Annotated in this window: 16 protein-coding genes; all 16 read left to right on the top strand. The window is 48.1% G+C overall.

All coding sequences use genetic code 11. From position 1 onward, the window contains the following. The first annotated feature begins 9 nt into the window (after window positions 1–9). The 16 genes from gldC (at window position 10) to yidD (ending at window position 13421) form a co-directional block, all read left to right on the top strand. Complete coding sequence (gene gldC / locus KJS94_RS15695; RefSeq protein WP_214448488.1) at window positions 10–360, top strand: gliding motility protein GldC; 351 nt, start codon at window positions 10–12, stop codon at window positions 358–360. A gap of 11 nt (window positions 361–371) precedes the next feature. After that, the gene (locus tag KJS94_RS15700) at window positions 372–821 is read left to right on the top strand and encodes a GatB/YqeY domain-containing protein (protein WP_214448487.1); all 450 of its coding nucleotides are present in this window, start codon (window positions 372–374) and stop codon (window positions 819–821) included. Between the two features lie 163 nt (window positions 822–984). Further along, on the top strand, window positions 985–1536 hold the full coding sequence (locus KJS94_RS15705) for a CvpA family protein (protein WP_214448486.1): 552 nt from the start codon (window positions 985–987) through the stop codon (window positions 1534–1536). Between the two features lie 136 nt (window positions 1537–1672). Then, window positions 1673–2449 (top strand): alpha/beta fold hydrolase, encoded by a 777-nt coding sequence (locus KJS94_RS15710; RefSeq protein WP_214448485.1) that lies wholly within the window; start codon window positions 1673–1675, stop codon window positions 2447–2449. 29 nt (window positions 2450–2478) lie between these two features. Beyond that, on the top strand, window positions 2479–3138 hold the full coding sequence (locus KJS94_RS15715; protein ID WP_239804191.1) for a CBS domain-containing protein: 660 nt from the start codon (window positions 2479–2481) through the stop codon (window positions 3136–3138). Between the two features lie 73 nt (window positions 3139–3211). Continuing rightward, on the top strand, window positions 3212–4690 hold the full coding sequence (locus KJS94_RS15720) for a POTRA domain-containing protein (protein ID WP_214448484.1): 1479 nt from the start codon (window positions 3212–3214) through the stop codon (window positions 4688–4690). A gap of 68 nt (window positions 4691–4758) precedes the next feature. After that, entirely contained in the window at window positions 4759–5640 is an 882-nt protein-coding gene (locus KJS94_RS15725; protein ID WP_214448483.1) for an NAD kinase, read from the top strand. A 78-nt stretch (window positions 5641–5718) separates the two neighbouring features. After that, on the top strand, window positions 5719–6573 hold the full coding sequence (gene porG, locus KJS94_RS15730; RefSeq protein WP_214448482.1) for a type IX secretion system protein PorG: 855 nt from the start codon (window positions 5719–5721) through the stop codon (window positions 6571–6573). Between the two features lie 91 nt (window positions 6574–6664). Then, window positions 6665–7426: an undecaprenyl pyrophosphate synthase gene (gene uppS, locus KJS94_RS15735; protein WP_214448481.1), complete on the top strand. Its 762-nt coding sequence runs from the start codon at window positions 6665–6667 to the stop codon at window positions 7424–7426. A 110-nt stretch (window positions 7427–7536) separates the two neighbouring features. Then, window positions 7537–10269 carry a BamA/OMP85 family outer membrane protein gene (locus tag KJS94_RS15740; RefSeq protein ID WP_214448480.1) on the top strand — a complete coding sequence of 911 codons (2733 nt, stop codon included), beginning with the start codon at window positions 7537–7539 and terminating at the stop codon, window positions 10267–10269. A 31-nt stretch (window positions 10270–10300) separates the two neighbouring features. Next, window positions 10301–10813, top strand: coding sequence for an OmpH/Skp family outer membrane protein (locus KJS94_RS15745; RefSeq protein WP_214448479.1), 513 nt, complete (start codon window positions 10301–10303; stop codon window positions 10811–10813). A gap of 71 nt (window positions 10814–10884) precedes the next feature. Further along, window positions 10885–11391, top strand: coding sequence for an OmpH/Skp family outer membrane protein (locus tag KJS94_RS15750; protein ID WP_214448478.1), 507 nt, complete (start codon window positions 10885–10887; stop codon window positions 11389–11391). A 61-nt stretch (window positions 11392–11452) separates the two neighbouring features. Beyond that, a complete protein-coding gene (murI, locus tag KJS94_RS15755; protein ID WP_214448477.1) occupies window positions 11453–12283 on the top strand; it encodes a glutamate racemase in 831 nt (276 codons plus the stop codon). Window positions 12284–12529: 246 nt separating this feature from the next. Continuing rightward, a complete protein-coding gene (gene rpmH, locus KJS94_RS15760) occupies window positions 12530–12685 on the top strand; it encodes a 50S ribosomal protein L34 (RefSeq protein WP_214448476.1) in 156 nt (51 codons plus the stop codon). A 135-nt stretch (window positions 12686–12820) separates the two neighbouring features. Next, window positions 12821–13195, top strand: coding sequence for a ribonuclease P protein component (locus KJS94_RS15765; protein ID WP_256450002.1), 375 nt, complete (start codon window positions 12821–12823; stop codon window positions 13193–13195). Then, window positions 13188–13421: a membrane protein insertion efficiency factor YidD gene (gene yidD / locus KJS94_RS15770; protein ID WP_214448474.1), complete on the top strand. Its 234-nt coding sequence runs from the start codon at window positions 13188–13190 to the stop codon at window positions 13419–13421. Before KJS94_RS15765 ends, yidD begins: the two co-directional genes overlap by 8 nt. Window positions 13422–13463: the final 42 nt, after the last annotated feature.

The raw sequence follows: 13463 nt of genomic DNA on the forward strand, positions 1-13463 counted from the left end.
ATGATTACAATGAACCAGTCTACAATTACCATAGACGTGCAGTTGGACCCGGATAAAGTGCCTTCCCAGATCAGCTGGACGGCCACCGGAAGCACGGCGGAGAATGCCCAGAAAGCCAAAGCCATGATGCTTTCCTTCTGGGATGGGGCAGATAAATCAGCCTTGAGGATCGACCTGTGGACCAAGGAAATGATGGTTGACGAGATGGCCGATTTCATGTACCAGACCATGATGACCATGGCCGACACTTTCAACAGGGCTACCCACCAGGAGGAACTGGTAAAGGAAATGAAGCAGTTTGCGAAGACCTTTTACAATAAGTTCCGTGAGATCCAGATGAAAGAAAATAGTGCATCTTAAAATCATTCCATATGAGTCTTGAGTTACAAGTGATGGCCGAAATGAAAGAGGCCATGAAATCCAAGAATGAAGCTGCCCTGCGGGGGCTGCGTGCCATCAAGGCTGAGATCATCAAGGCCAAGACCGAGCCCGGCGCCAATGGGCAAGTGACTGCTGAGGGTGAGATCAAGTTGTTGCAGAAGATGGTGAAGCAACGCAGGGACGCCCTGGATATTTTCCGCCAGCAGAACAGGGAAGACCTGGCCCAGAAGGAGCAGGAAGAGATAGAGGTGATCGAGAAATTCCTGCCCAAGCAGATGGATGAGGCAGAACTCAAAGCTGCTTTACAGGCCATCATCGCGGAAGTAGGCGCCCAGTCTGCTGCAGATATGGGAAAAGTGATGGGAACTGCCACCAAAAAACTGGCCGGACAGGCAGATGGAAAGGCGATCAGCGCCATGGTGAAATCACTCCTTGGCTAAGTCCAGTTCCTCCCGGCCCAATTAATTTCATATTAAATACAGATTGAAGCGCTGTGCAGAACAGCGCTTTTTCTTTTTCCTCAAAAAACTTGGGGTTGGAAAACCAGTCAAGACTTTTCAAACCCCTTGCTTCATTATATTTACCCCAACAGAACGATTGCTTATGGCTTTGGATATCATTTACCTGGGCATATTGGCCTGGGCTGTATACAAAGGTGTGACAAAAGGCCTGCTGATGGCAGTATTTTCCTTTGTCGCCCTGTTCATTGGCCTGGCAGCGGCCCTGAAACTCTCGGCTGTAACGGCCAATTACCTGAAAGACACCATTAATGTTTCTGCGAAGTGGTTGCCCGTCCTTTCTTTTATCCTCGTCCTGGTTGGGGTAGTAATGCTGGTGAACCTGGCAGGTAAACTCTTGGAAGAAACAGCAGAACTGGCCTTCCTGGGTTGGCTGAACCGGGCAGGGGGCATTGTTTTCTTTGCCCTGTTGTATTCTTTGATGTGGAGTGTATTCCTGTTCTACACTCAAAAGATCGGTTTGCTTAGCGATAATGCCATGGAGGCTTCGGTTACCTATCCGGTTATTGCTCCCTGGGGCGAGAAGGTCATGGGTTGGTTTGGGGAAGTGGTTCCGGTATTCAAGGATATCTTCCATGACCTTGGAGAGTTTTTTGACCAGCTCTCAGGAAAGCTGGAACCTGCTCCACAAGCATGAAACCAAGAGGCCGTCAATGGTTCCTGATGGCCCAAGCTATGCTGCCCGGTTACTTGGCTGCTTGGGCTAATGCGGCTAACTTTGCGGCAAATGGCCTATTTTAGCAATTCATTGGAAGTATTATTTTTAGATAGAGATGCAATACGAGATCAAACAGCTGGATAAGTTCAAATACATTGAGGAAGGTGAGGGAGAACCCCTTGTTTTGCTGCACGGCCTTTTTGGCGCACTCAGCAATTTCAAGGACCTGATAGAGTATTTCCGCCACACCCATAAAGTGGTTGTTCCCATCCTGCCCTTGTTTGACCTGGATATATTGCACACTTCTGTTGGAGGCCTCCAAAAGTTTGTTCACAAATTCATTGAAGCGAAAGGATACCAGCATATCCACCTGCTGGGTAACTCCCTGGGTGGTCACGTGGCCCTGGTGCATGTCCTGAAACATCCCGAGAGAATAAAATCACTTATCCTGACAGGAAGTTCAGGCCTTTTCGAGAATGGGATGGGGGATACCTATCCCAAAAGAGGCGACTATGACTATATCAGGAAGAAAACGGAACTTACTTTCTATGATCCCAAAATGGCTACCAAGGAATTGGTAGATGAGGTGTATGATATCGTGAATAGCAGGCTGAAGGTGATCAAGATCATCGCTTTGGCCAAAAGCGCTATCCGTAACAACCTTGGGGAAGAATTGAACCAGATCAGCCAGCCGACCTTGCTGGTTTGGGGAAATAATGATACCATCACCCCGCCTTTTGTCGGCCGTGAGTTCAACAGGTTGATTCCTAATAGTGAATTGCATTTCATCGATAAGTGCGGTCATGCCCCCATGATGGAGGTGCCGGATGAGTTCAACAGGATCCTGCATAAATTTTTGACAAAGCTCAGTGAGCCTGCAGCGGTAGCCTGAACTTCGACGTCTATACTTAAACAATCAAAGTGGTCAATAAGGAATTGATATCAGCTTCCTTGCCCCTTCTTTCCCTGCAAGATCCTGTTTACCGGGCTCTGCAGATGATGGATGACTATAATGTGGTCCATCTTCCTATTGTTGCCGAAGACAAATATGTGGGATTGGTAAGTGAGGATGAATTACTGAATGCCGATGATGCGGCCTTGCTGGAAGGTCTTGTGCCTAACCTGTCCAGGGTTAAGGTGCTTCCATCCGGCCATTTTACCACTGCAGTGCAGGTGGCAAATGAGTATGGCCTGACCGTTGTGCCGGTGGCAGAAAAGGATGATGCCTGGGTGGGCTCAATCTCCTCCATGGACCTTTTGAAATACGCCGGGCACTTCTTCGGGGCTGATGAACCTGGTGGTATCATTGTGCTGGAAATGGAAAAGCGGAATTTCTCCTTTTCAGAGATATCCAAACTGGTAGAAACCAATGATGCCCAGATCACCCAGCTCAATACCTATTTTGATAACAGCCAGGGCCTGTTGTTCGTTAGCGTGAAGATCAATAAGTTCGAACTCTCAGACATTCTTGCGACCTTCCAACGCTATGAATATCATATCCGTTATTATTTCGGCGAAGAACAATATGAGAATGAGTTGAAGAGCAATTATGACCACCTGATGAATTATCTTAATCTCTGATTATTTCCCACAGAATTGGCATATTAGGGGGCTAATCCGTATATTCATGCTCCGGCATATTTGAATGAACATTGTGAGGAAATATCGTATTCTACTTGTGGTGGCAGGTTGTTGTTTGTGCAGTGTCCTGAAGGCGCAGAATAATTTCAATCCCCCCAACCTGCAGTCCCTGGTTTCCTCAGCCGCTGCTGAAGGCATTGCTTTTCCTGATTCCGCTTCTGTTCGCAAACCCTTTTTGGTCAGCCGGATCTTCATTAGTGGGAACCGTAAAACCAAAGAGTATATCATCAAGCGGGAACTACCTTTCCAGGAAGGGGACTCTGTGGTGCTGAATGAACTGGTGGAGAAGTTCCAGGTAGGTCGCCAGCAATTGATCAATACGCGATTATTCAATGATGTGGTCATATCCCTGAAGAGTTTCCGGGGGTACCTGGTAGATGTACAGGTGGATGTAAAGGAGCGCTGGTATATATTCCCCATTCCCTATTTCAAACCGGTTGACCGCAACCTACAGGCATGGGCTGATAAAGGGTATAGTTTCGACCGGGTGAATTATGGTGCAAAGTTTACCTACTATAATACTACAGGACGCAATGACCAGTTAAGGTTATGGCTGATCACAGGTTATTCGAGGCAGATCCAGTTGTCCTATGAGCAGCCCTTTGCTGACAAGTCCTTGAAGCATGGCTTCGGCGTGAGTTTCGTGTATTCTGCACAGAAAGAGGTAAACCCCCTTACCATTGATAATAAACAGTTTTTCCTGCGGGCAGATTCCCTTCCAAAGGCCGGGAAATTCCTGGAGGAAAGATGGGGTGGAACCTTGCAGTACAGCTACCGCCCGGGACTGCAGCAGACCCGGCATTATGTCCGCCTCGGCTACTATGTGGATAAGGTGGATAGCGCCGTCATTGAGGTCAATCCCAACTACCTTAATAATGGTAAAACGAGGGTAGCCTATCCTGAGTTATCCTATACAGTGAACCATGTCAATGTGGATTATGCCCCTTATCCCCTGAAGGGTGTAATGGGTGACCTTACCCTGTCACAGCGGGGAATTGGTAATGGGGTCAATATGTTTTCTGTAAGTGTAAGGGGTACAAAGGCCTGGGACCTGGGTTGGAAGAGCTCTGCGGCCCTGCAGTTCGGCGGGGTGCTAAGGTTGCCCTTCGATCAGCCCTTTGTGCATTCAAGGCTCTTCGGGTACGGCGATTTTTACCTCAGGGGTTTGGAAAAATATGTGGTGGATGGGGTGGCTGGTGCCTTGTTGCGCAATACCATCAGGCGGGAACTGACCAGCTTTTACATCCCTTTCCCCATCAAAAGCCAGAGCCATGACAGGATTCCCTTCAGGATATACGCCAAGGCCTATGGCGATATGGGGTATTCCCATAACAAGAATTTCCCCGATAATTCCCTTGTCAATAAAATGCTGTACACTGCCGGCGCAGGCATTGATGTGGTGACTTTTTACGATATCGTGATGCGCTTTGAATATGGTTTTAACCAGTTAGGGGAAAGTGGATTCTTCTTCCATTTCAAGAATGATTTTTAATTAAGGTATTCGGTCCATTGCTAGAATGCCCTACTTGCGGTATCTTCCCCCTTCCAAAACAAGCAAGCATGAAAGTGGCGATCTATAGCCGGGTTATTGATTATGATGACCAGAACGAGATCCAAATTCTGTTTAGTGAATTGGGCAGGAGGCAAATTGAACCGGTGATCTATCAGCCTTTTTTTGAGCAGATCATCAACTCTGTCCGGTTCAATGGCAACAACATTTCTACTTTCAGTAGTTCTGATGACCTCGACGAAACCATTGAGTTCATCATCAGCCTGGGCGGTGATGGCACCTTGCTTGATACGGTTACCCTGGTGAGGGATAAGAATATTCCCATCCTTGGCATCAACTTCGGTCGACTTGGTTTTTTGGCTAGTATAGGAAAGGAGGAGTTGTATTCTGCAGTAGAGGCATTGGTCAACCGGACCTTTGTCGTTGACCAGCGTTCTCTGATCCACCTGGATGCCGATCGTCTTTTGTTCGGGGATACTCCATATGCATTGAATGAATTTGCCATCCACAAAACGGATACTTCCCCAATGATCAAGATACATACCTACCTGAATGGGGAATTCCTTAATACCTATTGGGCCGATGGCCTGATCGTTAGTACCCCAACGGGCTCAACCGGGTATTCACTAAGCTGTGGCGGGCCTATCGTTTTTCCCGATTCTTCCAGTTTTGTGATCACGCCGGTGGCCCCGCATAACCTCAATGTAAGACCGATCGTAGTGCCCGATGACAATGTCATTTCCTTTGAGGTGGAGGGTAGGGCCGACCATTTCATCTGCGCATTGGACAGCAGGAGGGAGATCGTTTCCCGGTCCGTTCAACTGGCGGTAAAAAGGGAAAAATTCGACGTTAGCATCATCAGGCTCAATGAGAATAATTTTTTAAGGACCCTGCGAAACAAATTGTCCTGGGGCCTCGATACCAGAAATTAAGTTTTTATTTATACCAAAGTCCCCCGCTTACCGTTGTGATTAATCTTTTAAACAGGGGAAACCTTTTATATTGCGTTTATGAAGAAACTTGTCCTGCTATTCCTTACCGGCTTCACCTTGCAAACCACCGCCAGTGCCCAGATGGAATCAGTCACCCACGAAGGGGAGATCGGTATCGGTCTTGGTGCGGCCCATTATTTTGGGGACCTCAACACCAGTGCCAAGGTAAACCGCCCCAAACTTGCTGTTAGTGCCTTCTTCCGGAAACAGTTCGGGAATTATGTGGCACTTAGGGTGGGTGCCAGCTATGCCAAGGTAGGGTATGCCGATAAATACTATAAGGATAATGATTACCAATACCGCCGCAACCTTAGTTTCAATTCCAATATCTGGGAACTGAGCTTGCAGGGCGATTTCAATTTTTTCAAATTCTCACCGGATGACCCTGCCCATATCTTTACCCCCTATGTAACCCTGGGGGTGGGGATTTTCAGTTATGACCCCTATGCTTACCTGAATGGGACCAAGTATTTCCTGCGCCCGCTCGGTACGGAGGGTCAGGGTACAGCAGCCTATCCCGACAGGAAAGCCTATAGCAGCATGGCGCTTTCCATACCTTTTGGGGTTGGGGTAAAATATGCGCTTACCAGCAAAATGAACCTCGGTTTTGAAGTATTGTACCGCTTCACCGGCACCGATTACCTTGATGATGTGAGTACTACATATGTAGGAATTGATAAATTCCCTCCCTTACCCGATGGTACACCATCCGTTGCCTCCCTGCTCCAGGACCGCAGCTACGAGTTGGGGGACCCTATTGGGGTGGAAGGCAGGCAGAGAGGGTATTCGGGACAGAAGGACCAGTTCGTGACAGCTATGGTCACCCTGAGCTTCAACCTCAGTTCCTATCGTTGCCCTACTGCAAAACTTTGACCCGGATCAATTTATAAACTTTTGCATAAAGCCCGCCAAAGCGGGCTTTCCTATTGAATTTTTGTACCTTCGCACCCTGAAATTTGCAAATATGAGTTCGCTCAAAGCGAAATTAAATATGGAAAGACTGCCTCGCCATATCGCCATCATCATGGATGGCAATGGACGTTGGGCCCAGGAGAAAGGGCAGGACCGTCTCTATGGCCACTTCCATGGTGTGGAAAGTGTGCGCAACATTGTAGAAGGTTGCGCAGAACTGGGCATTGAATACCTTACCCTTTATGCTTTCAGCACGGAAAACTGGGATCGCCCTGCCTATGAAGTGAATGGCCTGATGGAGCTGATGATCGATACCATCAGGAAGGAGATCGACACCCTTAACCGGAACAATATCAAACTGCATGTGATCGGTGACACCAACATGCTTCCGGAAAATGCCCGGAAGGAGTTGAATGAGGCACTGGAACTTTCCAGCCAGAATACCGGACTTAACCTGATCGTGGCACTCAGCTACAGCAGCCGCTGGGAACTGGTTGAAGCCGTAAAGAAGATTGCCCATGATGTTAAGGACGGGAAGGTGGACCCTGCCGCAATTGATCAGGATACCCTGCAATCCTATCTGTGTACCAGCGATTTCCCCGATCCTGAATTGATGATCAGGACCAGCGGGGAATACAGGATCAGTAATTTCCTGTTATACCAGCTGGCCTATGCTGAATTATATTTTACCAACGTGCGCTGGCCTGATTTCAGGAAGGAAAACCTTTATGAAGCCATTCTCGATTTCCAGTCAAGGGAAAGAAGGTTTGGTAAGACCAGTGCCCAGATACAATCAGAATTAGCCAATGGTTGATCATTTGTGGAACCCTTGACATACAAAGGATTCACAGCAATCAACCTTTTGCTTTTAACAAAGCTTTTCGAACAATCCCCTTAATTTGCTGACTTTATAAAACCAACTGGATGCATAGTAGATTACTCGTTGTTGCTTTATTGTTTTTGTTTTCCGGGATCGGCCTTCAGGTAAAGGCGCAACAACCAGATACCAGCATCACTACTGCAGTTGACCCTGAACTGGAAGCCCTCAGGAACGCTAAAACCCCTAAGGAATATACCATTGCAGGCATACAGGTAACCGGTACCAAATACCGCGACCAGGCCTTGCTGCTTTCCATTTCCGGTCTTTCAGTTGGTGATAAAATTGTCATTCCCGGCGGCGACCAGTTCAGCAAGGCTATCCAAAACCTCTGGAAGCAAAACCTGTTCTCGGATGTCCAGATCTACTATACCAAGGTAGAAGGCACCAATATCTTTATCGAGATCAATGTTTCGGAAAGGCCATCCCTTTCCGGTTTTAGTTTTAAAGGGATCAAGAAGACCGAAGCAGAAGACCTGGAAGGCAAGACCGGCTTGATCAAGGGAAGGGTGATCACGGAGAATATGAAGCGTACTGCGGTAGAGATGATCATCAAATACTACGTGGAGAAGGGTTTCAAGGGAGCCACCGTAAAGATCGAAGAGAAAGTTGACCCTGCCTATGTGAATATGCAGCACCTTGACTTTGTCATCAGCAAGGGTAGCAAGGTAAGGATCAGCGATGTGAACTTCTATGGGAACGAGAATGTGAGTGAACTGAAGTTGAAGAAGCAAATGAAGGGTACAAAGGAAATGACCAGGATCACCCTTTATCCCACTTTCGATTCCAGCAGCTATGGTTCAAAGCACCGCCCGAGTTTCAAGGAGTATGCCAGGGACTGGGGATTCCTCTCCCTGAGCAAGACAAAAGACTACCTCGACCCGTATTTCCGCTTCAAACTCTTCAGCTCAGCCAAGTTCAACCAGAAGAAGTACGATGAGGACAAGGAGAAGGTGCTGGAATACTATAACTCCATGGGTTACCGTGACGCTAATATCAAGGCAGATACCCAATATTTTTCAAGGACGGGTAACCTGAAAGTGGACCTGAAGGTGGATGAAGGAAGAAGGTATTACTTCGGAAATATTTCCTGGAAAGGAAACACGAAGTATCCTGATTCTTTATTGAATGTTCTCCTTGGTATCAGGAAGGGGGATATCTATAACCTTGAAACCCTGAACAAGAAACTGGGTAAGCAGCTTTCACCGGAAGGCGGCGATATCAGCGGTCTTTATATGGATGATGGATACCTCTTCTTCCAGGTAGAACCCGTTGAAACCGCAGTATATAATGATACCATCGATTTCGAGATCAGGATGCGCGAAGGCCCCCAGGCTACTATCAAGAATGTAAATATTTCAGGTAACGACAAGACCAAGGAACATGTGATCCGACGCGAGATTCGTACTGTTCCGGGTGAGAAGTTCTCCCGTGCCGACCTGATTCGTTCACAGCGTGAGATCGCTAACCTGGGTTATTTCAACCAGGAGAAGATCGGCATTAACCCCGTTCCCAACCCTGAAGACGGTACGGTGGATATCAACTACTCCCTGGAAGAGAAATCCAATGACCAGCTGGAATTGTCGGCTGGTTGGGGCGGAGGTATCGGTCTGACCGGTACACTTGGTGTTTCCTTCAACAACTTCTCGATCAAGAATATCTTCAATAAGGAAACATGGGATCCGCTTCCGTCAGGTGATGGCCAGAAGCTGAGTGTGCGCTTCCAGAGTAATGGTCGCCAGTTCCGCTCCTTCAACGCTTCGTTCACCGAGCCCTGGCTGGGTGGAAAGCGCAGGAACTCATTTACCCTAAGTTTCTACTCTACCAGGTTCACCAACTCCTACAATCCATTTACGGGTAGGTATGACCGTAAGGCAGGGGATACCTCCTTCCTGAAGACAACCGGCTTCTCCATTGCCCTCGGTAAGCAGCTGAGGTGGCCGGATGACTTCTTCACCCTGGTGTATTCATTGAACTTCACCCAGTATAAGCTGAGGAATTATCCTAACCTTTTCCCGGGCCTGGATAATACGACGGCACATAACGTGAGTTTGAAACTGGCGCTGAGCCGATCCTCTATTGACCAGCCGATCTTCCCGAGGAGTGGTTCCAATTTCACTGCGAGCGTGCAGTTGACGCCACCGTATTCGCTGCTTGACCCCAGCAGGGTGAAATCGGCCAACCCTTATGAATTGCCGGAATTCCATAAGTGGCGCTTTACAGGTGAATGGTATGTTCCCATTGGTAAGCCGATGGGCGCCGACAAGAGTCGCCAGTTCGTGTTAAAGGCCGCCGCCAAGTTTGGTTTCATGGGCAGGTACAACAGCGAACTTGACTTCTCACCATTTGAAAGGTTCCAGGTAGGTGATGCGGGCTTGACCAATAACTTCGGATTACTGGGTTATGATATCATTGCCCACCGTGGTTACCCGGTATATGAGTCTTCCAACCCGAATGTGAATCCTGATATCTCAAGGCCTAGCCAGTTCTTTACGATCTTCAATAAGTACACCTTTGAACTTCGATATCCGTTCTCCACCAACCCGAACAGTACCATCTTTGGACTCGCCTTCTTTGAAGCCGCCAATGGCTGGTACAATTATGAAGACTATAATCCTTTCCGCCTCAGGAGAAGTGCCGGTTTGGGTATGCGTTTCTTCCTGCCCATGTTTGGTTTGCTTGGATTTGACTATGGTATCGGTTTCGACCGTGTTACACCCAATGGCCGCCTTCGTGATGCCGCCAAGTTCACCTTCATGTTAGGCTTTGAACCAGAATAATCAATGCATTAAACCTGAAAATATGTATGCCATGAAAAAGCTTTTCTTTACCATCGCCATTCTTTTGGTTGCGACCGTTGCGGTTCAGGCCCAGCGTTATGCCATAGTAGATACCAAGTATATCCTGGACAGGCTGCCTGATTATAAGGAAGCGCAGAAGAAGCTCGACCAGTTCAGTGAGCAGTGGCAGCGTGAGATCGACCAGAAGCAGCAGGCACTCGATAAGTTGTATAAGGACTACGAGGCCGAACAGGTGATGTTGAGTGAAGAATTGAAGAAGAAGCGGGAGGACGAGATCTTTGTAAGGGAGAAGGAAGTGAGGGAATTACAGCGTAAGCGCTTTGGGTTCGAAGGTGACCTGTTCAAGAAGCGCCAGGAACTGGTAAAACCCATACAGGACAAGGTTTACACGGCCATCCAGAAAATTGCGGTAGCCAGGATGTACGATTTTATTTTGGATAAAAGTGAAGGAATTACCGTTATATTTGCCGACCCCAAGCTGGACAAGAGCGAGGACGTGCTTAGGGAATTGGGTGTTAAATAAAGTGAAAATCAACTAGTACTGACAACCAAAACAATAACTAAATCAACTAAAAAGAAACAACTTAGAATCGCATGAAAAAAGTTTTCTCCATTCTGGTGGTAGCAATGGGCCTGATGGTTCTCCATACAGAGGCTAATGCACAGAATAAGATTGGTTACATTAGCCTGAATGAAGTAGTGGCTGCTATGCCTGAAGCTAAAAAGGCTGATTCTGCACTGGTGCAGTTCCGTGATGCCCTGATCCAGAGCGCACAGGAAAAAGAGAATGCCTTGAACGAAGGCATCCAGAAGTTCAATGCTGATTCCAGCAAAATGACTGCAGCTGTTAAGGAAGTTAAGCGCAAGGAATTGCAGCAAAAGCTCCAGGAGCTTCAGGGTGAAGAGCAGCGTATCCAGCAGGAACTGCAGAAGAAGCAGGAAGAGCTGAGCGAGCCCATCCAGAAGAAAGCAATGGATGCTGTTAATTCAGTTGCCAAAGAAAATGGTTACGGTTATGTATTCCCTAAGGAAGCCCTGATCGTTTATCCTCCCGCTGACGACCTGTTGCCCCTGGTTAAGAAAAAGCTAGGATTGAAATAAAGATTCTTATAGGCTCTGTATGAACGCCGGGATAGCATCCCGGCGTTTGTTATTTTTGGCTATGCAAACACCACAACCAATAGGCATTTTTGATTCGGGGTATGGCGGCCTTACCGTGATGAAAGAGATCGTGAAGGCGCTTCCCCAGTACGACTATGTTTACCTGGGCGATAATGCCCGGGCACCCTATGGTACACGGAGTTTTGAGACCGTTTATCGTTACACGCTGGAATGCGTGAAATGGTTCTTCGATCAGGGATGCCCGTTAGTGATCCTTGCCTGTAATACCGCTTCTGCGAAAGCCTTGCGGACCATCCAGCAAAATGACCTGTCCGGCCTGGCACCTGACCGCAGGGTGCTGGGCGTGATCCGGCCGACCACCGAAGTGATCGGTAATTATTCAGCATCAGGCAAGGTGGGGATCCTGGCCACTGCAGGGACTGTGGCTTCGGGATCTTACCCGATTGAGATCGATAAGTTCTTTCCCGGCGTGGAGGTATACCAGGAAGCTTGTCCGATGTGGGTACCCCTGATCGAGAATGATGAACACGGCAAGCCGGGGGCTGATTATTTTGTTCGCCAGCACCTGGACCGTTTGCTGGCCAATGACAAGGGAATAGATGCCATCCTTTTGGGCTGTACCCATTATCCGCTGATGCAGGATAAGATAAAGGCCTTCCTTCCAGGGAACATTACGGTACTGTCACAGGGGGAGATCGTAGCGACCAGCCTGGTGGATTACCTTCACCGGCATCCCGAAATGGAGGCCAGGATCACGAGGGGTGGCCAGCGGCGCTTCTGTACCACTGATGATGCCGTTGATTTTGAAAGGCATGCTTCCCTGTTCTATGGACGGGCCTTGCAGGCAGAACATATTGACCTGGGAAGCTGATCCAGGCCAGAAAAAAGGAGTAATCCTTAGGTCAGGTAGTCATTGTTGCCGGAACAGCTATTGATTTGCAAGTGGTTAGACGCTTGTTTCCAAAAAACCTTGAATCTGCTTTCCGAAATTCCAAAGATTTCTCTACCTTTGCCGTCCCTTTCACGGCACAAGCGGGCATGGTGGCCCCATGTGATTGGAATTCAATCGTCTGGCTCTCCACAGACGAAATCTTTGGGTTAGTAAAAAACTGTAAAAATGAAAAGAACGTTTCAACCACACCGTCGTCGTCGTAAAACCGTTCACGGATTCCGCAAGCGCATGCAAACTGCAAATGGCCGTAAAGTATTGGCTAGCCGTCGCGCTAAGGGTCGTAAGAAGCTGACCGTTTCTGACGAATCTAGACTGAAGTAAGCGAACCCGCCAAGAGCGAGTTTCACGATAGTAATCATTAGCTCCGCACCGGTTAGCCGGAACGGAGCTAATTTTGTTTGAATACCTTTGTAATAACCCCTTGTTATCAGGAACAGTTTAGGCCATACAGAAAGGATCAAAAAAAAGGAAATAGTGGATGCCCTTTTCTCAAAGGGCAAAAGCTTTGCTGTTTTTCCCTATCGCGTCTATTACCTCTGGCTCGATCCCGCATTGGTGAACGGTACAGGCTCACCCGTTTTGTTTGGCTGTGGCGTAGGGAAAAAGCATTTCAAGAAAGCAGTGGACAGGAACCGGATCAAACGACTGACCAGGGAGGCCTACCGGACACAGAAGCATGAGCTGCTTGCGGCAATGGCGACAAGGGGAGGTCAGCTTGCGGTATTTTTCATTTTTACGGGCAAGGAATTGCCTCTTTTGGCTGATTGTGTACAAACGGTAGGGCGAACCCTTCAGCGATTGACCCAAATGGTAAAAGAACGCCATGCCTAGTTGGCTCAAGACCATATTAAGCTTCCCTTTTATCCTCCTGATCAGGATCTACCAATGGGTGATCTCCCCTTTGCTTGGGCCCAAATGCCGTTTTACCCCCACCTGTTCTTCTTATGGGCTGCAGGCCTTCCAGAAGTATGGTCCTATCAAGGGTTTTTGGCTTACCCTGAAGCGGGTGTCCAAATGCCATCCCTGGGGTGGCAGTGGCTATGACCCCCTTCCCTGAATCGCGAAGCAACAATGAAAAAAAGATGGGTCCGGGTGTCAG

Origin of the sequence: Flavihumibacter rivuli (assembly GCF_018595685.2) — a bacterium.
Lineage (GTDB): Bacteria > Bacteroidota > Bacteroidia > Chitinophagales > Chitinophagaceae > Flavihumibacter > Flavihumibacter rivuli.